The organism is Nocardiopsis sp. CA-288880, from assembly GCF_050955985.1.
Taxonomy (GTDB): Bacteria; Actinomycetota; Actinomycetes; order Streptosporangiales; family Streptosporangiaceae; genus Nocardiopsis; species Nocardiopsis tropica.
Window position 1 is genome coordinate 3,145,605 of the sequence record NZ_CP192105.1, and the last position, 25,120, is coordinate 3,170,724.

Annotated in this window: 8 protein-coding genes and 1 pseudogene; 7 read left to right on the forward strand and 2 right to left on the reverse strand. The window is 74.6% G+C overall.

The window, feature by feature from the left end; all coding sequences use genetic code 11:
• The first annotated feature begins 50 nt into the window (after nt 1-50).
• The 5 genes and pseudogenes from ACQPYD_RS13465 to ACQPYD_RS13485 all read left to right on the forward strand — a co-directional run.
• Entirely contained in the window at nt 51-968 is a 918-nt protein-coding gene (locus ACQPYD_RS13465; RefSeq protein ID WP_433701321.1) for an ATP-binding cassette domain-containing protein, read from the forward strand.
• Entirely contained in the window at nt 965-1,777 is an 813-nt protein-coding gene (locus tag ACQPYD_RS13470; protein WP_433701322.1) for an ABC transporter permease, read from the forward strand. Before ACQPYD_RS13465 ends, ACQPYD_RS13470 begins: the two co-directional genes overlap by 4 nt.
• Nucleotides 1,778-1,817: 40 nt before the next feature.
• Entirely contained in the window at nt 1,818-2,960 is a 1,143-nt protein-coding gene (locus ACQPYD_RS13475; protein WP_433701323.1) for a sensor histidine kinase, read from the forward strand.
• The gene (locus ACQPYD_RS13480) at nt 2,957-3,658 is read left to right on the forward strand and encodes a response regulator transcription factor (RefSeq protein ID WP_433701324.1); all 702 of its coding nucleotides are present in this window, start codon (nt 2,957-2,959) and stop codon (nt 3,656-3,658) included. The genes ACQPYD_RS13475 and ACQPYD_RS13480 overlap by 4 nt, the downstream gene beginning before the upstream one ends.
• Before the next feature lie 321 nt (nt 3,659-3,979).
• Nucleotides 3,980-4,460: pseudogene (locus ACQPYD_RS13485) on the forward strand (DUF4158 domain-containing protein); the annotation flags it as partial.
• A 125-nt stretch (nt 4,461-4,585) separates the two neighbouring features.
• Here the strand turns inward: ACQPYD_RS13485 and ACQPYD_RS13490 are convergent.
• Nucleotides 4,586-5,116, reverse strand: coding sequence for an NUDIX hydrolase (locus tag ACQPYD_RS13490; RefSeq protein ID WP_433701325.1), 531 nt, complete (start codon nt 5,114-5,116; stop codon nt 4,586-4,588).
• 251 nt (nt 5,117-5,367) lie between these two features.
• Nucleotides 5,368-14,820 (reverse strand): amino acid adenylation domain-containing protein, encoded by a 9,453-nt coding sequence (locus ACQPYD_RS13495; protein ID WP_433701326.1) that lies wholly within the window; start codon nt 14,818-14,820, stop codon nt 5,368-5,370.
• A gap of 1,138 nt (nt 14,821-15,958) precedes the next feature.
• On the opposite strand from ACQPYD_RS13495, the gene ACQPYD_RS13500 reads away from it, so the two are divergent.
• Nucleotides 15,959-17,308, forward strand: coding sequence for a serine hydrolase domain-containing protein (locus tag ACQPYD_RS13500; protein ID WP_433701327.1), 1,350 nt, complete (start codon nt 15,959-15,961; stop codon nt 17,306-17,308).
• 39 nt (nt 17,309-17,347) lie between these two features.
• Nucleotides 17,348-25,075 carry an amino acid adenylation domain-containing protein gene (locus ACQPYD_RS13505; protein ID WP_433701328.1) on the forward strand — a complete coding sequence of 2,576 codons (7,728 nt, stop codon included), beginning with the start codon at nt 17,348-17,350 and terminating at the stop codon, nt 25,073-25,075.
• Nucleotides 25,076-25,120: the final 45 nt, after the last annotated feature.

Below are 25,120 nucleotides of genomic sequence, written 5' to 3' on the forward strand. Positions count from 1 at the left end.
GGTACCGCGGGCCGATGCCGCGCGGAACGGCGAACTCCAGGATGGAAGGCATGATCGTTAGTAACAACCTCACCAAACGGTACGGCGACGAGACCGTCGTCGACGACCTCAGCTTCACCGTCCGTCCGGGTGTCGTCACCGGATTCCTCGGGCCGAACGGCGCCGGGAAGTCCACCACCATGCGCATGCTCGTCGGCCTCGACAGGCCGACCCACGGCGACATCACCATCGGCGGCAGGAGGTATCAGGACCTTCCCGACCCGGTGCGGCATCTCGGCGTCATGCTCGACGCGCGGTCGGTGAATCCCGGCCGTACCGCCCTCAACCATCTCCTCGTCGTGGGCGAGACCCATGGCATCGCGCGTGCCCGAGCGCACGAGGTGTTGGAGATGGTGGGCCTGGGAGCCGTCGCCGACAAGCGTGCGGGGGGCTTCTCGCTCGGCATGGGCCAACGGCTCGGCATCGCGACCGCGCTCATCGGCGACCCCGCCGCGCTCGTGCTGGACGAACCGGTCAACGGGCTCGATCCCGACGGGGTGCTCTGGCTCCGCCAACTACTCGTGCGGCTCGCCGCCGAGGGCAGAACCGTCTTCCTCTCGTCGCACCTCATGAGCGAGCTGTCGTTGATCGCGGAAGACCTCGTCGTCATCGGCCAGGGACGACTGCTCACCGCGGGAAGCGTCAACGATGTCATCGAGTCGGTCGCGCCGCAGACGACCCGCGTGGTGTCGCCCGACGCGGCACGCCTCGCCGACGCGATCCAGGCGTCCGGCATCGAGGTGCGACGGGTCGACGAGGGCACCCTCGTCGTCACCGGACACACCGCTCGCGAGGTCGGCACCATAGCGGCGGCCCAGGGCATCACGCTCCACGAGCTCGCCACCGAACGCGCTTCGCTCGAGGAGGCGTTCATGCAGATCACCCGGAACGCCGTGGAATACACCTTTCGCGAAAGGGTCGCCGCATGAGAATCCCTCCCGCCCTTCCCTCCGTCGCAGCGTCGCGTGGCCGTGAGCGCATCACCGCCGCCGGGCTGCTGCGCTCGGAGTGGCGCAAGCTCTGGTCGGTCCGCCCTCTGTGGATGACCCTGACGGCTGCCTTCGCGTTGACGATCGGGCTGTGCGCGTACATGATCATCGACGGCACGACGCTCGGCGGCGCCGACGCGGGTCATATCCCGTTCGGATGGACGGGCATCTATCCGGTCGGGATGCTCGGGCTCGTCGTCTTCGGCGTGCTGAGCGTCAGCTCCGAGTACGCGAGCGGCTCGATCCGCACGAGCCTCACCGTCGCGCCCCGCCGCACGGGGGTGATGCTCGCGAAGACCGCGGTCGTCACGGGCGTCTCCGCGATCCTCGCGGCCCCCACGACCGTTCTGCTGTATCTGCTGCTCCAGGCCGCGGGCACGGTCCCTTCGGCCGTGGGGATGTCCTTGTTCGCCCCCGACATGTTCTGGGGAGCGCTCGGCGGCACGCTCATGTTGCCGTACGGGGCACTGTTCGGCGTGCTGCTGGGGTGGCTGCTGCGCAACGCCGCGGGCGCGATCTGCCTGTACTTCGGTCTGTTCCAGATGGGGCCGCAGATACTTCCGGCCTTCCTCCCCGAGCCGCTGGCGGGCGTGATCGACTACATGCCCCTCGCAGCGATCAACATCATGCGATCGGGCGGACTGAGCACCGAGCCGTACGGGACCGTCACCGCGATCATCATCCTGGGGGCGTGGTTGGCCGCGCTCGGCGGAAGCGCGTGGTGGCGTCTGAAGAAGTTCGACGGCTGAGTCGATGGAGGAGGCGGGCATGGGAGGGCGATGGACACGTGTGCGGGCGTTCGACGCCTCGCACCCGTTCGTGTGGGACGTCGCGTTCGCCCTTCTCGTCGCACTCGCGTGCACGAGCGCTTCGGTGGGCCTCCGTCCGGTCGGAGCGCCGTTCCTGCTCATCGCGTGCGGCGCGGTCGCGCTCCGCCGACGAGCGCCGTTGCTCGCGCTCGCCGTCGCGAGCGTCGCACTCAGCACGGGCATCGTGGTGTGCGGATTCCTCGGGGAGGCGCCACCGTGGGGTCATCTCGCCATATGGATACTGCTCTTCCACGTGGGGCTGCGGCGGAGGAGGGCGCTCGCGTCCGCCGCAGCCCTCGCGGGCGTGGTGGCGCTCGCGGCGTTCGCCGGTGCGGCGGAGCCCGACCAGCTCGCACTCGATGAACGCGGATCGGCACTGCTGCCGGTGGCGGCCATGAGCGCGGTGGCGCTTCTGGCCGGATCGCAGTCGCGCGGCACCCGTGAGGCGGAGCAACGGCACCGCGACGAAGCAACACGGGCGGCGGTGGCCGCCGAACGGTCGCGAATCTCACGTGAGATGCACGATCTCATCGGGCACGACCTCTCCGTCATCGCCTCGCTGTCCGCGGGCGGCCAGAACGTGGTGCGGTCATCGCCGGAAGAAGCCGAACGCGCCTTCGCGGCCATCGGTGAGGTGAGCCGGGCATCGGTCGGTCAGTTGCGGCACGCGCTCCGCCTGCTCCGGGCCGCGGATGACGAACGCCTCCTCCCGCTCGCGCCGCAGCCCGGCCTGTCGCAACTGGGTGCCCTGATCGGTGCGGTGCGCGATGCGGGCCTGCACGTCGATGACGAACGCCGTGGCGATCTCCAGGGGTTACCGCCTGGGCACCAGCTCGCGGTGTACCGGATCGTGCAGGAAGCCCTCACCAATACGCTGCGCCATGGTGGGGGAGGGGCAGCCGTGAGGGTGCGGGTCGCCGTCGACGCGCGCGATGTGGTCGTCACCATCGCCGACAGTGGCGCCGTTCCGGAGGCCGATCGCCCGGCCGCTTCGGGCTACGGGCACGGCATCCTCGGTATGAGGGAACGTGTTGAGGCGCTCGGTGGCGCGCTGGAGGTCGGATCGACGGCCGCCGGGTGGCTCGTGCGGGCCGTGATCCCCATGGAAGGTCGAGTCGGATGAGGGTGCTCCTCGTCGATGATCAGGCGCTGCACCGGATGGGCATGCGAATGTTCCTCTCCGGCAAGAACGGTCTCCAGGTCGTGGGTGAGGCGGCGGATGGAGCCGAGGCCGTCCGGCGTGCGCTGCGCCTGCGCCCTGATGTCGTCGTTATGGACGTGCGGATGCCCGGCACCGACGGTATTGAGGCGACGAGGCGGATCGTCGAGGTCGCTCCAGGGGTTCGGGTGCTGCTGCTGACCACCTTCGACCTCGACGAGTACGTGATCGAGGGGGTGGAGGCGGGAGCGAGCGGGTTCCTGACCAAAGACGCCGAGCCCGAAGACATCCTCTCCGCCATCCGCGCCGTCGCCGCCGGTGACGCGGTGATCGCGCCGAGCGCCACGCGCCGCCTGCTCACGCGACTCACCAGCGGGGCCTCCCCGCAGGCGGCGTCGAGTTCGTCGGCGCGTATCGCCGTCGCGGGGCTCAGCCCCCGTGAGCATGAGATCTTCCTCGAGATCGCGCGGGGGGCGACGAACGCCGAGATCGCTGCGCGGCTTCACCTCGCAGAGTCGACCGTCAAGAGCAACGTGGGACGCATCTTCACGAAGATCGGCGCACGTGACCGCGTGCACGCGGTAATCCTCGCTCTTCAAGCCGGTGTCATGCCGGCGCCTGCCGAGCAACGACCTCCTCGTCCAAGGGCTGAGAATTTCTAACGGAATGGGACCGAGCGTGCTCGGATCATCACAGAGGCGATGGTCCTGGGGTGCTGGGTGGCGCGGCCGAAGCCATGGCATATCGGTGACGAGCTGTGGGCGATGATCGAACCGCTGCTGCCCGGGGGGCGAACCGAGTAAGCCCGAAAGGGGCAACGGCCCCGACCACCCCGTGATGCAAGCCCGTGTCGGGTTGCGGTTCGGTGAGACCCCCACACTCCTGACCGGCCCCTGACTACCGTGTCCGCGACCCCCTGCCCCCGTTCTGGAGAGGGCCGCCGGTGACCTCGAGCGAGCACGGTCTACCCCCGGTTCGCCAAGCTGACCTCCGCGCGGATACTGCACCTGTCCTTCACCCCCAACGCTGACGAGGTCACGTGGGCGGCCGGGCCGACCAACACCCCCGAGGCGCTGTTCGCGGTGCTGCTCGCGCTGAAGTGCCACCGGAAGATGGCGCGCTTCCCCGACCAGAAGGAGGTCCCCGCCGAGGTGGTCGACCACGTGCGGCGCCGCCTGGACCTTGACGCCGAGGTCGAACCCGATCACGGGTCGGGGCGCACCGCCAAGTGGCACCGCAAGCAGGTCCGCACCCGCCAGGGCGGGACCTACGACCCGCCGCGGGCCCGCACGATCGCGGCCGAGGCGATTCGTGAGGCCGCCCGGTCCAGGAACTACCTGCCAGATCTGATCAACGCCGCGCTGGACCGCCTGGTGGAGGCATCGGTGGAGCTGCCGGAGTTCTCCACCCTGGACGAGATGGCCACCCGCATCCGCGGCGAGGTCAACGCCGAGATCTTCGCCCAGGACGCCGACACGCTCTCGCGCTACGACCCCGTCAAGCGGCTGGCGCTGGTGGCGTGCCTGGTGCACACCGCCCGCACGCGAGCATGCCGCAGGTGCTGGTGTTCCGCGAGCGGGCACGGGCCCTCACGTCAGGCTGAGCGCCCGGTACACAGCCACCACCGTGGACGCTCCGACGATCTCACCGCGGGCGATCATGGCCACCGCGTCCTCGATGGGCCACCACCGGATCTCGGAGGCCTCGTTGACGTCCGGGACGGTGTCGGTGGCCTCGCCGCCGCGGGAGAGGTAGATGATCTGGGGCTGGTCCACGGACCCGATGGCGGGCTGGAAGGTGACCAGGTGCTCCATCGTCCTGGGGCGCCACCCGGTCTCCTCCTCGACCTCGCGGGCGGCGGCGAGTTCGACGTCCTCGGCGGTGTTGACGTAGCCGCCGGGCAGCTCCCACACCCACTGGTCGATGATGAACCGGTGCCGGCGCATGAGCAGCACCTCTCGGGCATCGTTGATCACGAGGGTCATCGCGGCCGGGGGCATCTTCACGACGTACTGGGTGAACGACACCCCGTCGGGGAGGGTGATGTCGACGGTCGACAGCCGGATGTGCCTGTTCTCGTCCACGAGCTTCTCACCGTGGATGGTCCACTGGGTGGTCACACGGGCACCCTAGCGGGCGTGAGATCGGGTCCCGCCGTGAGGCAGGGCCCGGGAGAGCAGTGCTCAACCCCACGACAGTCCCCGTGTCACGGGGGCTGTCGCCGCTGTGCCAGTAGGTGAGACCGGGGCCTTCCATGGCCACCACCGCTTCGTCGTCGGCGGTAGCGCGGCTGATCATCGCCGGGCCGGGGACCGGCCGTGTGCGGGCGCCGCCGGGCGGGGGAGGGCCGCCCGGCGGCGCCCGCGCCGTGTCACATCTGTTCCAGCAGCACGTCCTCCACCGCCTCGGCGTAGGCGCGCACCGTCTGGTGGTCGAACAGCAGGCGGGTGGGCACCGTGACGGCCAGCAGGTTCTCGACCTCGCGCACCACCTGGAGGCTGCGCACCGAGTCCCCGCCGATCTCGAAGAAGTTGTCGTCGCGTCCGATGCGCTCCAGGCCCAGGGTGCGGGCCCACACCCGGGCCACGGCCTCCTCGGTGGGGGTCTGCGGCTCGACGTGGACGGGTGCGGCGGCACGCGCCCAGGCGGGTTCGGGCAGCAGGGCCCGGTCCACCTTGCCGTTGCTGTTGAGCGGCAGGGACTCCAGCACGGTGACGGCGGCGGGCACCATGTAGGCGGGCAGCTCGCGGGTCAGCCGCTCCCGCGTCGCCTCGGGGTCCGCCCCGTGCCCGGTGACGTAGGCGACGAGCCTGCGCCCCCCGGTGGGCGCCTCGGCCACCAGCACCACGGCCTGGGCGACGTCCGGTCCGCGCAGCAGGGCGGCCTCCACCTCCCCGGTCTCGACGCGGAACCCGTTGAGCTTGACCTGGCCGTCGACGCGGCCGACGAACACCAGGCGTCCGTCGGCGGACCAGCGCACCAGGTCGCCCGTGCGGTAGAGCCTGCCCCCGTCGCCGAAGGGGTCGGCCACGAAGCGCTCGGCGGTCAGGCCGGGCCGGCCGTCGTAACCGCGCGCGGTCCCGGGCCCGGACAGGTACAGCTCTCCCACCGCCCCCGGCGGCACCGGCCGCAGGGCGCCGTCCAGCACGTGGGCGCCGGTGGCGTCCATGGGGCGGCCGATGGGGCAGTGCCCGGCACGGGCCTCCTCCTCGCCCACCGCGGCGCACGTGGCGAACGTGGTGCTCTCGGTGGGCCCGTACACGTGGACCAGGGAGGTGTCGGGGCAGGCCCGGCGCACCCGGGCCAGGGAGGCGGGGTCGGCGGCCTCCCCGCCGGTCCACAGTTCGCGCAGTCCCGCGAAGCACTCCGGGTCCTGCTGGGCGAAGAGGTTGAACAGCGCGGTGGTGAGGAAGACCGCGCTCACCCCGTGCCGGGCGGTGTGATCGCGCAGGGCGTCGGCGGAGAGCGGCCCGTCGGCCACCACGACGGTGCCGCCGTTGAGCAGCGGGACCCAGATCTCGTAGGTGGCGGCGTCGAAGGCGTGCGAGGAGTGGAAGAGCACCCTGTCGTGGCCGCGGTCCCAGCGGGAGTCGGCGCTGAGGGCGACCACGGCCCGGTGGTCGACCACCACGCCCTTGGGGACGCCGGTGGAGCCCGAGGTGAACATGACGTAGGCGGCGGCGTGCTCGTGCGCCGGCCCCCGCCCGGCCGGGCCCCCGGTTCCCCCGTCCCCCGTCCCCTCGTCGCCGGCGCCGGTCAGGGCGCCGTCGGCGGCGTAGCCGACGACGGCCTCCAGGTCCGCGCAGCGCCCGGCCATGGCGGGATCGGCGACGGCCACGCGCGCACCCAGCGCCCCGGCCAGGGACCGGACCCGCGCGGTCGGCACGGTCTCGTGCACCGGGACGTAGGCGGCCCCGGTGCGCAGGACGCCGAGCGCGGCCGCGACCACGCGCGGCGACCGGGGCATGAGCAGCAGCACCCGGGACTCCGCGCCCACGCCGAGGGAGCGCAGGCGGTCGGCGACCCGCTCGGCCTCGGCGTCCAGCTCGGCGTAGGTCCACGCGCCGTCGGCCCCGATCAGGGCGGTGGCCCCGGGGTGGCGGGCGGCGCGCTCGGCGAACAGGGCGGTGACGGTGGTGCGGGGCGGCTGTTTCCCGCCGCCCTCGGCCAGGGCCAGGGAGCGGGCCGGGTCGGCGCCGGCCACGCGCCCCAGGGGGCGTTCGGGGTCCTCGGTGAGCGAGACCAGGATGCGCTCCAGGTCGGCCAGGAGGCGCTCGGCGGTCGCGGTGTCGAAGCAGGAGGGGTCGTGGCCCAGGACCAGGCGCAGCCCGTCGGAGGCGTAGGCGCTCAGGGCGAGCGGGTAGTTGGTGGCCTCCAACGCGGTGACGATCTCGGCGCGCGGACCGTCCCCGGGCGGGGCCCCGACCACCGGGTAGTTCTCGAACACCACGGCGCTGTCGAAGAGCGGGGTGTCGCCGGGCAGGCCCGCCTCCGCCTGCACCCGGGCCAGGGAGACGTGGTCCCGGGTGCGCGAGAGCGCCTGGTCCTCCTGGAGTCGGCGCAGCCACCGGACCACGGGCACGGCGGGGTCGACGGCGACGCGTACCGGCAGGGTGTTGATGAACAGTCCCACCGCGGCCTCCACGCCGGGCATGTCGTCGGGCCGGCCGGAGGTGGTGGCGCCGAAGACCACGTCGGTGCGGCCCGAGTACGCGGACAGCAGCAGGGCCCAGGCCCCCTGCACCAGGGCGTTGACGGTCAGTCCGTGGGCGCGCGCGAAGGCGTGCACGGCCTCGGCCCGCGCGGGGGCCGGCGAGACCTGGACGCGGGCGGACGAGCGTGCGGCGCGCAGCGCGGCCGGGGGCCGGTCGTAGGGCAGCGGGGTGGGTTCGGCCACCCCCTCCAGCGCCTCCCGCCAGAAGGCGTGCGCCTCCTCGGCGTCCCGCTCGGCCAGGCGGCGCAGGTGTTCGCGGAAGTCGGGGCGCGGGGCCGGGGCGTGGCCCCGGTAAGCGGTGAGGAGGTCCTCCAGGACCAGGGGCAGGCTCCACCCGTCGAGGACGATGTGGTGGAAGGTCCACACCATGCGCACGGAGGTGTCGCCGGTGCGCAGCAGGGCCACGCGCAGGAGCGGGTCGCGGGCGGGGTCCACGCCCCGGGAGGCGTCCCGGGCCAGGTGGTCGGCCAGGGCCCGTTCGCGTTCCTCCTCCCCGGCGCCGCGCAGGTCGCGGTGGACCACCTCGACGGGGACGTCGCGCTGCACCAGCAGGACCGGTTCGCCGAGCCCCTCCCAGGCCACACGGGCGCGCAGGACGGGGGTGGCCGCGACCACCTCCCGCCAGGCGCGGTCCAGGGGGCCGGGGTCCCCGACCCCGGTCAGGTCGACCACGACCTGCTCCAGGTAGGAGCCGGAGCCGGGTTCCAGGACGGAGTGGAAGAACATGCCCTGCTGCATGGGGGTGAGCGGCCACACGTCCTGCACGTGGCGGCCGTCGCCGACGAGGCTGTCGACCCGGGCCTGGTCCAGGCGCACCAGGGGGAAGTCGGAGGGGGTGGCCCCTCCCTGGGAGGGGTCGAGGCAGAAGCCGACCAGGTCGGCGAGTTCGGCGGCCAGGCGGTCGGCGAGGCGGCGCACGGTGGCCGCGTCGTGGACGGTGGTGGCGTGGTACCAGTCGAAGACCAGGCGTTCGCCCTCGAAACGGCCCACCACCTCGACCAGGTGGGCGCGTTCCTCGAGCGGGGAGTGCTCGCCTCCGGGGTTGAGCCGCAGGCCGGTGTGCAGGGCGTCCCGGCCCGGCGCGGTGTCGAAGCGGCCCAGGTAGTTGAAGCTCACGCCGGGCGCGGGCTCCCGTTCCAGGAGGGCGCGTTGCCGGGGTGTGCCCAGGTGGCGCAGGGCCCCGTAGCCCACGCCGTTGCCGGGGACCGCGCGCAGTGTCTCCTTGGTGGCGCGGATCTGGTCGGCCCAGCGGGGGGCCGAGGTGAGCACGACGGGGAAGACGGTGGTGAACCAGCCCACGGTGCGGGAGGTGTCCACGTCCTCGAACAGGTCCTCGCGGCCGTGGCCCTCCAGGTCCACGGGGACGCTCCGGGCCCCGGTCCAGCCGCACAGCACGCGGCCCAGGGCGGCCAGCAGCAGGTCGTTGACCCGGGTGCGGAAGGCCGAGGGGGCCTCGCGCAGCAGGCGGCGGGTGTCCTCCTCGGACAGTCCGGCGGTGACCACCCGCTGGTCCCCCACCAGGCCGTTGCCCCGGCCCGGGCGGTCGCGGGGCAGTTCGACGCGGGTGGCGGCGACGGCGGCCCAGGTGTCGAGCTCGGCGTCGAAGCCCCCCTCAGCGGTGTGGCGGGCCAGACGGTCCGCCCACACGGGGAAGGGCGTGGTGCGCGGCCCCGGGTCCACCGGCTCCCCCCGGAGCGCCTGGTGGTAGGCGGTGGCCAGGTCCTCCAGCAGCACCCGCCAGGACACCCCGTCCACGACGAGGTGGTGGGCGGTCAGCAGCAGCCGGGAGCCGGTGGCGCCGGAGTCGAGGAGGACGGCGGCGACGACCGGCCCGCGGGCCAGGTCGAGACCGGCGTGGGCGGCGCGGATGCGCTCCGAGGCCAGGTCGTGCGCCCTCTCGGGCGGGTGCCCGGTCAGGTCGACCACGTCCAGGGGCGGGGCCGCGGCGCCGGGTTCGGCCACACGCGGGCCGTCGCCGTCGCGGCGCAGGCGGAGCATGTCGTGGTGGTCGGCCAGGGCCGCCAGGGCGGTGCGCAGGGCGCGCGGTCGCAGGGGCCGGGCCAGGTCCAGGAGCACGGACATGGCGAAGTGGTCGGGCGCCACCGGGTGCGTGCTGTCGAACCAGCCCATGACGGGCGTGGGGGTGACCGGGCCGCTCACCGGTCCCGTCCCGGCCGTCCCGGTCGGCCGCACGCGCGCCACCTCGGCCAGGGCGGCGACGCTGGGGTGGGAGAAGACGTCGCGGCTGGTCAGCTCCACCCCGGCCGCCCGGGCGCGGGAGACCGCCTGGATGCTGAGGATGGAGTCGCCGCCCAGGGCGAAGAAGTCGTCGTGGACCCCCACCCGCTCCACGGCCAGGACGGAGGCGAACACCTCGGCCAGGAGGCGCTCGGCGTCGGTCCGGGGGGCGGCGTGCTCCCGGTCGTTCCCGGGTTCGGGCAGGGCGCGGTGGTCGAGCTTGCCGTTGGCGGTCAGGGGCAGCGCCTCCAGGACCACGACGGCGGAGGGGACCATGTAGCCGGGCAGGCGGGCGGCCAGGGCGCGGCGCCACCCCTCGGCCTCCTCCTGCCCCGTGCCCTGCTTCGAGGCGACGACGTAGGAGAGGAGCCGTCGCCCGCCGCCGGGGGCGGCCCGCACCAGGGCGACGGCCTCGGCGACCCCCTCCTGGGCGAGGAGGGCGGCCTCGACCTCCCCGGGTTCGATCCGGAAGCCCCGGATCTTGACCTGGGAGTCGGCGCGGCCCACGTACTCCAGTTCCCCGGAGCGGTTCCACCGCACGAGGTCGCCGGTGCGGTAGAGCCGTCCGCCGTCGCCGAGGGGGTCGGCCACGAAGCGCTCGGCGGTCAGGGCCGGACGCCCGTGGTAGCCGCGCGCGACCCCGGCGCCGCCGACGTGCAGTTCTCCCACCGCGCCCAGGGGGACGGGGCGCAGGAGGCCGTCGAGCACCCGCAGGCGCATGCCGTCCAGGGGCGTGCCGACGGGGACGGCGCGCACCGGTTCGCGGGTGCGCGCGGCGGGGTGGTGGGTGGCGAAGGTGGTGGTCTCGGTGGGCCCGTACCCGTTGGCCACGACCGTGTCGGGGCAGGCCTCCAGGACTCGGTGGACGCTCGTGGGGTTGGCGGCCTCGCCCCCGGTGATCACCTCGCGCAGCGGGGCGAAGCAGGAGGGGTCCTGGGCCGCGTAGAGGTTGAAGAGGGCGGCGGTGACGAAGGTGGAGGTGACCCCGTGCCGGCGGGCCAGCGCGCCGAACTCCTCCGCGCCCGCGCGACCGGGGGGTGCGACGACCACGGCCCCGCCGCGCAGCAGCGGGACCCAGATCTCGTAGGTGGCGGCGTCGAAGGCGTGCGAGGAGTGGAAGAGCACCCGGCGGTCGCGACCGCCGCCCCAGCGCCGATCCCGGGCCAGGGCGACCACGTCCGCATGGGTCACCGCCACCCCCTTGGGCACACCCGTCGACCCGGAGGTGTGCATGACGTAGGCCGCCGCACGCGCGTCGACCACGGGCAGGGGGTCCTCGCCACGGGCGGGCGGGTGCGGGTCGGTCCCGTCCAGGACCAGCACGCGGGCGTCGACGCCCACGGGCAGGCGGGAGCGCGAGGCGGTGTCGGTGACGACGACGCGGGCCCCGGTGTGTTCGGCCGTCCAGGCCACGCGTTCGGCGGGGTCGTCGGGGTGCACGGGGACGTAGGCGCCCCCGGCACGCAGCACGGCGAGCATCGCGGTGACCACGTGCGGACCCCGCTCCAGCAGCAGCGGGACGGCCTGCTCAGCGTCCACCCCCAGGGTGCGCAGGAGGCGGGCCAGGTCAGCGGACCGGGCGTCGAGCTCGGCGTAGGACACCTCGGGGAAGTCGCCGAGCAGGGCCGGGGCGCCGGGGGTGCGCGCCGCCTGCGCGGCGAAGGCGGCGGTCACGGAGACGGGCTCGGCCTGGGCGCGGCCCCGCTCCCAGGTCTCCAGGAGGGCCCGTTCGGACGCGGGGCGCAGGTCCAGGGCGGTCAGGTCCAGGCCGGGGTCGGCGACGACGGCGTCGGCCAGGCGGGACAGGGCCTCGGCCAGGGCCTCCACGCGCCCGGCGTCGTACAGGTCGGTGTTGTACTCGACGGCCAGGCGCAGGACGCCGTCGCGCTCGGCGTACTCGAAGACGAGGTCGGCCAGGGCGGCGGTGCGCGGCAGGTCGAGCTCCTCGGTGTGCAGTCCCTCCAGCTCGAGTCCGCCGGAGTGGGCGTTCTGCAGGACCATCAGCGCCTGGAACAGGGGGCCGCGGGAGGGGTCGCGTTCGGTGACCAGGGCGTCGACGACGCGGTCGAAGGGCATCTCGTGGGCGAGGGCGGCGTCGGCCTCGGCGCGCACCTGCTCGACGAACGCGGCCGCGGTGGTGCCCGGGCGCAGGCGGGAGCGGAGCACGACCGGGTTGACGAAGAAGCCGACCACGTCCTCCAGCCGGGGGTGGTCGCGTCCGGCGGAGGCGGCCCCCAGGGCGACGTCGGCGGAGCCGGAGGCCGCGGAGAGCACCGCCTGGGTCAGGGCCGCCAGGGTCGCGAAGAGTGTGGCGCCGCGTTCCGCGCCCAGGGCCCGCAGCCCTCTGAGCAGGCCGGCGTCCAGGGTGGTGCGGTGCACGGCCCCGGCCGTGGTGCGCCGCGCGGGCCGGGGCCGGTCGGTGGGCACGGCCAGCGGGGGCACGTCCTCCAGGGTGCGCGCCCAGTACTCCAGGCGGCGTCGGGCCTCGGGGCCCTCCCAGCGGCCCTGCTCCCAGACGGCGAAGTCGGCGTAGTCGATCTCCGCGCCGGTGTCGGCGTCCTCCCCGCGCACGACGGCCCGGTGGAAGGCGGCGAGGTCGCGGTGCAGGAGGTCGACCGACCAGCCGTCGCAGGCGATGTGGTGGGTGCTCAGGACCAGGACGTGGTCCTCGGCGTCCAGGCGCAGCAGCAGGGCACGGGTAGGCGGCCCCGTGACCAGGTCGAAGGGGGTGTCGACCTCGCGCCGCAGGTGTGCGTGCAGTTCCTCCCGGAGGGTGCTCCGGTCCCCGGCGGCCACCTCGCGCACCGTGAGCAGGTCGCGGCGGGGGGAGCCCACGTATTGGAAGGGCTCGCCGTCGACGGTGTCGTAGGTGGTGCGCAGGGACTCGTGGCGTTCCTGGAGCAGCTCCAGGGCGCGGCCGAGCGCGGACACGTCGAGCGGGCCGCGCAGGCGGAAGGCGCTGCCGGTGTGGTACTCGGCGCTGTCGCCGTCGAGCTGGTGCAGGAACCACAGGCGGCGTTGGGCCGCCGACAGCGGCAGCGGGCGCCCGCGTCCCACGGGGGAGATGGGCTCCTCGCCGGAGCCTGCGCCGCCCGCGGCGGCGATGCCCTCCGGGGTGGGGTGGCGGAACAGGGCGCGGGGGTCGAGGGCGGTCCCCAGGCGTTCGCCCAGGCGCCAGGCCACGCGGGCGGCGAGGATGGAGTCGCCGCCCAGGGCGAAGAAGTCGTCGCGCGCGCCCACGCGTTCCAGCCCCAGGGCCGCGGCGAACTCCTCGGCGGCGGCGTGTTCGGCGCCCTCGCGCGGTCGGACGTAGTCGACGGTGCGGGCGGGGGGCGCGGGCAGGGCGCGGTGGTCGACCTTGCCGTTGGCGGTCAGGGGCAGCGCCTCCAGGACCACGACGGCGGAGGGGACCATGTAGCCGGGCAGGCGGTCGGAGAGCCTGTCGCGCAGGGCCGCGGTGTCCGTGGCCGGGCCGACCACGTAGCCGACCAGGGTGCGCGCGCCCGGCGCGTCCTCTCGGACGGTGACCAGGGCCTGGGCGACCCCTTCCTGGGCGAGGAGGGCGGCCTCGACCTCCCCGGGTTCGATCCGGAAGCCCCGGATCTTGACCTGGGAGTCGGCGCGGCCCACGTACTCCAGTTCCCCGGAGCGGTTCCACCGCACGAGGTCGCCGGTGCGGTAGAGCCGTCCGCCGTCGCCGAGGGGGTCGGCCACGAAGCGCTCGGCGGTCAGGGCCGGACGCCCGTGGTAGCCGCGCGCGACCCCGGCGCCGCCGACGTAGAGCTCCCCGACCCGCCCCCGGGGCACGGTGCGCAGCCGGGCGTCGAGCACGCGGGCGCACATGCCGTCCAGGGGTGTGCCGACGGGGACCGACAGGCGCGGGGGCCGGGCTCGGTCCACGGCGAAGCGGGTGGCGAAGGTGGTGGTCTCGGTGGGCCCGTACCCGTTGGCCACGACCGTGTCGGGGCAGGCCTCCAGCACGGCGCGGACCGCTGCGGGCGGGACGGCCTCGCCCCCGGCGATCACCTCGCGCAGCGGGGCGAAGCAGGAGGGGTCCTGGGCGGCGAACAGGTCGAAGAGGGCGGCGGTGACGAAGGTGGAGGTGACCCCGTGCCGGCGGGCCAGCGCGCCGAAGGCGTGGGCGGTGAGCCGTTCGGGGGGTGCGACGACCACGGCACCGCCGCGCAGCAGCGGCACCCAGATCTCGTAGGTGGCGGCGTCGAAGGCGTGCGAGGAGTGGAAGAGCACCCGGCGGTCGCGCCCGCCGCCCCACCGGGGGTCCCGGGCCAGGGCCACCACGTCCGCATGGGTCACCGCCACCCCCTTGGGCACACCCGTCGACCCGGAGGTGTGCATGACGTAGGCCGCCGCACGCGCGTCGACCACGGGCAGTGCCGTGTCCGCGCCCTGGCCCGCCACGAGGACGTCCGTCCCGTCCAGGTCGACGACCCGGGCGGTCCCCGTCAGGCGTTCGGGCAGGCGGTGGCCGAGCGAGCGGTCGGTGAGGACCAGGCGGGCGCCGGTGCGCCCGGCGGCGGCCAGCACCCGTTCGGCGGGGTCGTCGGGGTGCACGGGGACGTAGGCGCCCCCGGCGCGCAGCACGGCGAGCATCGCGGTGACCACGTGCGGACCCCGCTCCAGGGCGAGCAGCACGGTGCCCTCGCGGGGCAGGCCCAGGGCGCGCAGGAGGCGGGCCAGGTCGGCGGACCGGGCGTCGAGCTCGGCGTAGGACACCTCGGGGAAGTCGCCGAGCAGGGCCGGGGCGCCGGGGGAGCGCGCCGCCTGCGCGGCGAAGACCTCCGGTACCGAGGCGTGCGGGACCGCGTCCACGGGGACGGGCTCGGGGCGGTTCGACTCCTGGGGGGACAGCACGTGGTGGCTCCTGGTGCGCGTTCGGGAGGGAGGACGGCGGACGGGTGCGGGGGCCGTCGCCGCGACGGCGTGGCCGTCCGGCATCGGGGTCTGCGGACACCGGTCGATCCGCTATTCCCCCCATGGCCGCCGTACGACAACAGAGCGTGCCACACCGCCTTATCCAACCGGGCACTTTACCAAAATCATCTTCGTCCTGAAATTCCCTCCACGGGCAGAAAATCACACTCGGAACAACTTGTGCCACAAGGAATACTTAACGCCACAAACCAGACAAAACAACGCATAATATATTATTTTCCATAAAGTCCAAGAACAAAGACCTTCCATGTGCGTGAGAGGTGCGCATGACCACGAATTATGAACACTCTCCGAAGTTGTCTGAGTACTTAGAGTAATGAGAATTCAATGTTTGACCGCATGTGGCTACGAGGGGCCCTCTCGTTCCTTCTGTGGGGCGGGAGCCACCGCGCGCACCGCCAGGGGCGCCGTCGCCCGCGCCGCGAGCCCCCGCCGCGGACCCTCCCGCCCGGGGGCGGTGCGATCCCGCCATAACCCGTGGTCAGGGCCCATGTTCGGCCCATAGCACAGTATTCGGATCACTGCATACGTTTCGCCGCAAAGGGCCTTTTTTTGTGGTTTGGGCGAACTTTCCGTTCACGCGCAAGGGGAGAAGCGTCCGTTCCGACGACCGTGGAGCGGGTGCGCGAACCGGAACATCATTTCTCCTCCCATGCCCTCCCAGCAGCGCAAACGAGTGAGAAGAACCACAGGGGCGCGGGTAAACCACCGGTGTTCCGACCGGCGTCCGGAACGGCACGTGGCGCGCCCCTCCGGGGGGCGCTCACGCGGCCGCGAGGTGAACACCCTGCTAAAACCGGGGGACATACGAAAAAAACTGACGACCGCCGATGAGGGCGCAATGCCTTCACACCACGGAAATCTCCGCGTACGCCCCGACCGCATTCACCCTCACCTGGTTCCCGACATATCAGAATCCCTTGCCAAGATTCGAAGCGATATGTGAGTATCCGTGGCACGTGCGTCGAACCGCCCTGTCCCCACCGAAGCGACCGGCTGCTCCCGTCCCGGGCGCCGGTCTTTCGGGTGCCCTCCGAGCTCCACGAGGAGAACCATCGTGCGTGAGGCCCTGTCCGACCTGCTCCTGCGGTCCGCTCGCCGGACCGGCGTCCCCGGAGCCCAACTCGCGGTCTACCACCGCGGAGAACTGCACACCTGTGTCACCGGCGTGGAGGACTCCGCGACGGGACGCCCCGTGGAGGAGGCCTCCCTCTTCCCCCTGGGCTCGGTGACCAAGCCCGTCACCGCCGCCCTGGTCATGCAACTGGTGGAGGACGGCGACGTCGACCTCGACGCCCCCGTGCTGGACCACCTGGGGGGCGGCTCCCCCGACCACCCGCTGCGGGGGGTCACCGCCCGCCACCTGCTCAGCCACACCGCCGGGCTGGTCTCGGAGCGGTCCGCGGACGCCCCCGCGACCTCCCTGCGCCGTTACGTCTCCTCGCTGACCCCCGAGGACCGCATCGCCCCACCGGGGACGGTGTTCTCCTACTCCAACACCGGCTACGCCGTGGCGGGCCGACTCGTGGAGGCCGTCACCGGTCAGGGCTGGTGGGACACCGTGGAATCGCACCTGTGCTGGTCCACCGGCATGGAACTGGCGCCGGTCCGGGCGCCGCGGCCCCCCGCCCCCGGTCTGGTCACCGGCCACGCCGTCGACGGCGCGGGCCGGGCCCACCCGGTGGGCTTCCACATCGAGCCCGCCCTCGCCCCGGCCGGGGGACTGGCCGCGAGCGCCGCCACCCTGGCGGCCTTCGGCAGGGCCTTCCTCGGCCCCGGGCACGCGGCCCTGGACGGCGAGGTCGCCGCCCCGGAGGTGCTGGGCGAGATGGGCCGCTCGGTGAGCGTGGCCGACCCCTTCGGCCTGGCCGACGGCTGGGGCGCCGGCTGGTCCCTGCACCTGGCGGGCGACCGCCTGTGGTACGGCCACGACGGGACCCTGGACGGGGCCACCTGCAACCTGCGCGTGGACCCCGAGGGCGGGACGGTGGTCGCCCTGACCACCAACTCCACCACCGGTGTGACCACCTGGGAGCACCTGGTCCGCGGCCTGCGCGAGCTGGGGGTGGACGTGGGCCACTACCGCCAGCCCGACGCCGCGGCCGAGGGCGCCGCCACCACCGCGACCGCCCCCGACCGGGTCACCGGGCGCTACGGCAACGGCGGCCTGAGCGCCGAGGTCGTCCACGACCGCGGCGGCCACCGGCTGGTCATGTCCAACGGCTTCGAGGGCGAGCTGACCACCGGGCCGGGCGGAGCCTTCCGGGTGGTCTCCGAGCGCCACGGCGGGATCGCCCTCAGCGGGCGCTTCCTCACCGACCCCGCCGCCCCCGGACGTGCCACGGCCCTGCAGTACAACGGGCGCACCCTGCGCCTGAGCGGGCTCGCCGTGGGCCCCAACGCCTGATCCACCACCCCTGCGCACACGAGGACCGGCACAGCGACCATGAGCGAAGCCCCCGTTGACCACACTTCCGAGCCCGACCGGGCCAGGGCCCGCGAGGAGGTCCTGCGCCGCCTGCGCGCGCGTGACGGGGGCGGCCAGGACATCCCCCGCGTCCCCCGCGACCGCCCGGTCGCGCTGTCCTTCGCCCAGCAACGGCTCTGGGTCCTGGACCAGATGCGGCCGGGGCGCACCGACTACAACTCCGCCCTGGTCCTGCGACTGACCGGGGACCTGGACGCCGGGGCGCTGCGACGCTCCCTGACCGCGCTGGTGCACCGGCACGAGTCCCTGCGCACCACCTTCACCGAGGTGGACGGCGAGGGGAGGCAGGTCGTCGGCGCCCCCTACGAGGTGGACCTCCCCACGACCGCGACCGGGGGACGCGAGGAGTCCGCCGAGAGGGCCGCCCAGGAGTACGCCCTGCCCTTCGACCTGGAGCGCGGCCCCCTGCTGCGGAGCCGGCTCCTGGTGGAGGGACCCGGCAGCCACGTGCTGGTGCTGTGCCTGCACCACATCGTCACCGACGGCTGGTCCCTGGACCTGCTGCGCGGCGAGCTGGACACCCTCTACCGCGCCGCCACCGCCGACCCCGGCCGCGCGCCGGGCGCCCTGGCCGCCGGCCTGGACCCGCTGCCCGCCCAGTACGCCGACTACGCCTCCTGGCAGCGCTCGCGCCTGGAGGGGGCCGCCCTGACTCGCTCGCTGGACCACTGGCGCCGCAGACTCGCCGACCCCCCCGTGCTGGAGCTGCCCACCGACCGGCCACGGCCGGCCGTGCGCGACGGCGCCGGCGACACCCTGCCCTTCTCCCTGTCCGCCCCGCTGGCGGAACGCCTGGAACGCCTGGCCTCCGGACGCGGCGCCCACCTGTCCACGGTGCTGCTGACCGCGGCCCAGGTGACCGCGGCCCGCTGGAGCCGCAACCCCGACGTGGTGCTGGGCACCGTCACCTCCGGGCGCGAGGACCGGCGGCTGCACCGGATGACGGGCTTCTTCGTCAACACCCTGGCCGTGCGCCAACAGGTGGACGAGGAGCTGTCCTTCGCGGAACTGCTCGACCGGACGCGTGCCGGGTTCCTCGCCGACCTCGACCACGGCGAGGTCCCCTTCGACACGGTCGTGGACGCCGTCCTGGCCGAACGCGACCCCGCGGTGCCGCCGCTGGTGCAGGCCGCGGTGGTCTTCCAGAGCGCCCGGCCCCCCGGGGAGGCGGGCCTGGGCGGCCTGGACGCGGAACCGGTGCGGGTGCGGCGCGGCCAGTCGGTCTTCGACCTGACCCTGGAGTTCCGCCCCGGTCCCGACGGTGTCGCGGGGTCGGCCGAGTTCGACACCGCCCTGTTCGACCGTGCCACCGTGGAGCGCCTGGTCGCGGACCTGGTGCGGGTGCTGGAGGGCGCGGAGGACCCCCGCCCCCTGCGGGCCCTGCCCCTGACGGACCGCGAGCGGACCCGGGAAGCGGAACGCGCCTTGACCGGGGCGCCCGGTCCGCGCCCGCGGCCCCTGCCCGACCTGTTCGCGGAGCAGGCCCGGCTGCGCCCCACGGACCCCGCGCTGGTCGACGCCGACCGCACCGTCTCCTTCGCCGAGGCCGACGACCGGGCCGCGCGCACGGCCCGTCGCCTGCGGGAGCTGGGCGTGCGGCGGGGCGACCGCGTCGGGGTGTGCGTGGAGCGGGGCACGGCCCTGGGCGAGGCGCTGCTGGGCGTGGTGTACGCGGGAGCGGTCTACGTGCCCCTGGACCCGGAGTACCCGGCCGAGCGGTTGGCCGCCGTCCTGGAGGACGCCGCGCCACGCGCCGTGATCGTCGACGCCGCGTCCGCCCCCCGGCTGCCCGCGGGCCTCCCGACGCTGGACGCGGCGGACCCCGCCGCGGCCCGGGCGGAGCCGCTGCGCGAGGCGCTGCACCCCGAGGACCCCGCCTACCTCATCTACACCTCCGGCTCCACCGGCAGGCCCAAGGGCGTGCTGGTGGCGCACCGCGGCCTGGCCGCCCTGGCCGCCACCCAGGGCGGGCGCATGCGTGTGGGCCCCGGTTGCCGGGTGCTCCAGTTCGCCTCCCCCAGCTTCGACGCGGCCGTCGCCGAGATGACGGTGGCACTGCTCAACGGGGCCGCGGCCGTACTGCTGCCACGCCCCTCTTTGATGGGCGAGGGGCTGCCCCGCGCCCTGCGCGAGCACCGCGTCACCCACGTGACGCTGCCCCCGGCGCTCCTGCCCGGTCTGACCCCCGAGGAACTGGGACCGGTGGAACACCTGCTCGTGGCGGGCGAGGCCTGCCCCGGCGAGCAGATCGCCCGCTTCTGCGACGACCGGGCCGTGTACAACGGCTACGGGCCCACCGAGTCCACCGTGTGCGCCACCATCAGCGCCCCGCTCTCGGGAGCGGGAACCCCCGCCCTGGGCGACCCGGTGGCGGGCACCCGCGTCCGGATCCTGGACCGGTGGCTGCGCCCGGTGCCCGACGGCGTCCCCGGCGAGCTCTACATCAGCGGCGACGGGCTGGCCCACGGCTACCTCGGGCTGCCCGGCACCACCGCGGAACGCTTCGTCGCCGACCCGGACGCCGAGGGCGGGCGCATGTACCGCTCCGGCGACCTGGTCGTGCGCCGCGGCGGACGGCTGGAGTTCCTGGGCCGCACCGACGACCAGGTCAAGATCCGCGGCCACCGCGTCGAACCGGGCGAGGTCGAGCACGTGCTCACCCGCCTTCCCGAGGTGGAACGGGCCGTGGTGGTGGTCGACGGCTCCGGCTCCTCGCGCCGTCTGGTCGCCTACGCCGTCCCCGCCCCCGGGTGCGCCACGAGCCCCGAGGACCTGGAGCGGGCCGCCCGGTCGCTGCCCTCCTACCTGGTCCCGGCGGCCTTCGTCGTCCTGGACGACATCCCGGTGACCGCCAACGGCAAGACCGACCGGCGCGCGCTGCCCGCCGTGGACTGGACCGGGCGCTCCCGGAACGGGTACACGGCCCCGCGCACCACCGCGGAGCGGGAGCTGGCCGCGGTGTGGTGCTCCCTGCTCGGCCTGGAGCGCGTCGGCGTGCACGACGACTTCTTCCGTGTGGGCGGCGACTCCGTCAGCGGGGTGCGCATGCTCGCCCGCGCCGCCGACCGGCTCGGCGCCCGCCCCCCGCTGCGCGCGCTGTTCGAGCGGCCCACCGTCGCCGCGCTGGCCGAGCTCTACGAGGGCCCCGGCGAGCGCCGCTCCGCACCCGTGCGCGTGGAGCACGAGGGTCCGGCGCCCCTGTCCGCCGCGCAGCGCCGGATGTGGTTCCTGGACCAGTACTCGCCGGGAGGGGCCGGGTACAACTCCGGCGGCGCGCTGCGCCTGTCCGGCGCGTTGGACGTTCCGGCGCTGGAGCGCGCCCTGGACGCCCTGGCCGCGCGCCACGAGGCGCTGCGCACGGTCTTCCCCTCACGGGACGGCGCGCCCTGCCAGCTTGTGCTCGACGCCTCCGGCCTGCCCCTGGACACGGTCGACCTGGGCGGCGCCCCCGGGGGCGAGCGCGAGGAACGGCTGGACGCGCTGCTGGAGGAGTTCGCCTCCCGGCCCTTCGACCTGGCCCGCGGCCCCCTGACCCGGGCGATGCTGGTGCGCGTGGACGAGGACGACAACGTCCTGGCGATCACCATGCACCACATCGTCACCGACGCCTGGTCCATGTCGGTGCTCGTCGGGGAGCTGGGAGAGCTCTACCGGGCCGCCCGGGAACGGCCCGACGACCCGGCCGGGGAACTGCCCGGGGCCGCTGGCCTGGAGCCGGTGCTCCTGCGCTCCACCGACGTGGCCGTGTGGCAGGAGGAACGGGCGCGCTCGGGGGCCTTCGAGGAGCACCTGCGGTACTGGCGCGACCACCTGGCCGGGGTGGAGCCCCTGGAGCTGCCGACCGACCGGCCCCGGCCCGCCCAACGGCGCGGCCGCGGCGCCGCGCGCTCCTTCGAGGTCCCCGCGCGGGTGCGCGGGCGCGTGCGCGAGCTGGAGTCCGACCACGGCCTGACGCTGTTCATGGTGCTGGTCGCGGCCACCGCTCTGACGCTCGCGCGCCACAGCGGCCGGAACGACGTGGTGATGGGCACGGTGACCTCCGGACGCGACGGCGCCGACCTGGAGAACGTCGTGGGGTTCTTCGTCGACACCCTCGCCCTGCGCCTGCGGGTGGACCCCGACGCGTCCGCCTCCGCGCTGCTGGCCGACGTGCGCGCGACCGTCCTGGCCGCGTTCGAACACGGCGAGGCGCCCTTCGACGCCGTCGTGGACGCGACCGGGCAGGAGCGCGATCCCTCCCGCCCCACCCTGGTCCAGGCCCTGGTGACGCTGCGGAACACACCGGGCGCCCCCTGGAAGGCGGACGGCCTCGACGCGCGCCCCCACGCCGTCGCCCACAGGCACACCCAGTTCGACCTGACGGTGGAGTTCGCCGAGGAGGACGGGCGGCTGCTGGGCGCGGTGGAGTACGACACCGACCTGTTCGACGCCCGCACGGCCGACCGGATCGCCCACCACCTGGCCGCCACCCTGGACCTGCTCTCCCGTGCCCCGCATGCGCCCGTGCGGGAGCTGGACCCCGCACCCGCGCCGGACGAGGCCGAGGCCCTGCGCTCCTGGAGCACGGGCGCCCCCGGGCGCCCGCCGGCGTCGGTGCCCGCGGCGTTCGGCGAGCGGGCGCGCGCCCTGCCCGACGCGCCCGCCCTGGCGGGACCCGGCGTGACGATGACCTACGCCGAACTCGACCGGGCCTCGGCGGCCCTGGCCGCACGGCTGCGCTCGCTGGGGGTGGGGCCCGAGACCCCCGTTCCGCTGCTGCTGGAGCGGGGTCCGCACGTGGTCACCGCGATGCTCGCCGTGCTGCGCGCCGGGGGCGCCTACGTCCCCGTGCACCCCGACGACCCCGCCGAACGCGTCCGCCTCCTGGTCTCCGGGACCGGGGCCCCGTGCGTGGTCACCGACACCGCTTGCGCTTCCCGGGTGCCCTCCGGGGTCCCGGCGGTCTCGGTCGACGCCCTCGATCCCGTGCCGGACGCCGGCGCCCCCGTCGAGGGCCTGGACCGGGCCCACCCCGACCAGCTCGCCTACGTCATGTACACCTCGGGTTCCACCGGGACGCCCAAGGGCGTGGCGGTGACCCACACCGACGTGGTGCGTCTGGCGGCGGACCGGCGCTGGTCGGGCGGGCACGCCCGGCGCACGCTCTTCCACTCCTCGCACGCCTTCGACGCCGCCACCTACGAGATCTGGGCGGCCCTGCTGACCGGCGGCACCGTCGTCGTGGCCCCGCCGGGCCGGCTGGACGCGGACGGCTTCGCCGCGCTGGTCTCCGGGCACGGGGTCAGCGCCACCTTCGTCACCGCGGCGCTGTTCAACCTCTACGCCGCCCAGGACCCGTCCTGCTTCGCGGGGATGGAGCAGGTCGTCACCGGTGGCGAGGCGGCGAGCCCGCACGCGGTGGAACTGGTGCGGCGCGCCTGCCCGGACACGACGGTGGCCAACGGGTACGGACCCACCGAGACCACCACCTTCGCCGCCCACCACGCGCTGCCCCGCGAGGGCGCCACCCCCGACCCGGTGCCGATCGGCCGTCCCCTGGACGGCACGCGGTTGCACGTGCTCGACGAGCGGCTGCGGCCGGTGCCGGTGGGCGCGATCGGCGAGCTGTACGTGGGCGGGCGGGTCACGCGCGGCTACCACGGCAGACCGGCCCCGACCGCCGAACGGTACGTGGCCGACCCCTTCGGCGACGGCGGCCGGCTCTACCGCACCGGCGACCTGGTCCGCTGGAACAACTCCGGGGAGCTGGAGTACGCTGGTCGCGCCGACTCCCAGGTCAAACTGCGCGGGTTCCGCATCGAGCCGGGCGAGGTGGAGGCGGCCCTGCTGCGCCTGCCCGACGTGGAGCAGGCCACCGTCCAGGTCCGTCGCGCCGCCTCGGGGGCGCGCGGCCTGGTCGCCTACGTGGTCCCCCGCGAGGAGGGGAGGACGGACCTGCCGGACGTGCGCGAGCGGTTGCGCGAGACCCTGCCCGACTACATGGTCCCGGGGGCCGTGGTGTCCCTGCGGGCCATCCCCCTCAACGCCAACGGCAAGGTCGACCGGGCGGCGCTGCCCGAACCGGACGAGCCCGGCGAGCGGGCACGCGAGGACGCGGCGCCGCGCGGCGCCACCGAACGGGCGCTGGCGCGGATCTGGGCGGAGCTGCTGCACGTGGCGGACGTGGGCCGCCACGACAACTTCTTCGCCCTGGGCGGCGACTCGATCCTGAGTATCCAGCTGGTCTCGCGCGTGCGCGAGGCGGGGTGGAACGTCACCACCCGCGACGCCTTCCTGCACCAGACGGTCGCCGACCTGGCCGCCGCGGCCGACCGGGGCGGGACCACCGGCGGCACCGGCGTGCGGGCCCCGGTCACCGGCCCCGTCCCGCCCACCCCCGTGGACCGCTGGTTCTTCCGCACCCGTACCCGCCGCCCCGAGCACTTCGACATGTCGCTGCTGTTCGAGGTCGCCGAGGGCACCGACCCCGGCCTGTGGGCGCGGGCCGCCGACAGCCTGCCCGCCCACCACGACATGCTGCGTCTGAGGGTCGTCGACACCGGGGACGGCCCGCGCGGGCACCTGGACGCCGACACGCCCCACCGGGCCCGGGTGGTGCGGGTGGACGGCGGGGAGCTGGAGCGGGCGGTGGAGCGCGAGGCGCTGCGCGCACGCCACGCCGAACGGCTCGCGCGGGGGCCGCTGTTCGAGGCCGTGGTGTTCGACGCCGGGCCCCGCCGGGCCCCGCGGGTGCTGCTGTCGGCGCACCACCTGGTGGTCGACGCCGTGTCCTGGCGGGTGCTGCTGGAGGACCTGGCCACCGCCTACGGACAACTGGACCGGGGCGAGAAGGTGGACCTGGGCGCGCCCACCACGCCGTTCCCGGAATGGGCCCGCCGCCTCGGGGAGCACACCGCCCAAGGGGCCTTCGACGGGGACCTCGACCACTGGTCCGACCTGGCGGCCCGGGCCGCGGACGCGCGCCTTCCCGTGGAGCTGGACTCCGGACCCAACGACGTGGCCTCGCAGCGGGTTCTCACGGCCTCCCTGTCGGCCGAGGAGACCGCGGTCCTGCTGCGCCGGGTGCCCGGCAACCTGCGCAGCAGCATCGACGACGTCCTGCTCGGCGCGCTGGCGAAGGTGCTGACCGGCTGGAGCGGCTCCCCCCGCCTGCTGGTGGCCAAGGAGGGGCACGGGCGCGAGGACCTGTTCGACGACGTGGACCTGTCCCGCACGGTGGGCTGGTTCACCGCGATCCACCCGGTGCTGTTGGAGGTCCCCGCGGACGCCGACACCGCCGGGGCGATCGCCGTCGCGCGCGGGCGGCGCCGGGCCGCCCCGGACGGGATCGGCTTCGGGGCGCTGCGGGAGCTGTCCGGGGGGCGGGCCCCCGCGGCGCCGGCCGCGATGCCCGAGCCGCAGGTGACCTTCAACTACCTGGGGCGCTTCGGCGACCGGGGCGAGGGGCCGGTAGGTCGTCCGCTGCCCCTGCCGCCGTGCGACCACGCCCCGGACGAGGAGCGCACCAGCCTGTTCGACGTGACCGGTGCCGTGGTCGGGGAGCGGCTGGAGCTCTCCTGGACCTACTCGGCCCACCGGCACCGGACCGCGACGGTCCGGGCCCTGGCCGACGAGTACGCCGAGCGGTTGCGCGCACTCGTGCGCGAGGCCGGACGCGGACGCGCGCGGGACCGCCGCGCGCGCTGACGGTGTCGCGCGAACGGCGCGCGAGACCCACGACGACAAAGGAGA

What these genes read in the sequence shown, in the direction of transcription:
- ACQPYD_RS13465 (WP_433701321.1), top strand. Translation starts at nt 51, where the DNA reads ATGATCGTTAGTAACAACCTCACCAAACGGTACGGCGACGAGACCGTC.
- ACQPYD_RS13470 (WP_433701322.1), top strand. Translation starts at nt 965, where the DNA reads ATGAGAATCCCTCCCGCCCTTCCCTCCGTCGCAGCGTCGCGTGGCCGT.
- ACQPYD_RS13480 (WP_433701324.1), top strand. Translation starts at nt 2,957, where the DNA reads ATGAGGGTGCTCCTCGTCGATGATCAGGCGCTGCACCGGATGGGCATG.
- ACQPYD_RS13505 (WP_433701328.1), top strand. Translation starts at nt 17,348, where the DNA reads ATGAGCGAAGCCCCCGTTGACCACACTTCCGAGCCCGACCGGGCCAGG.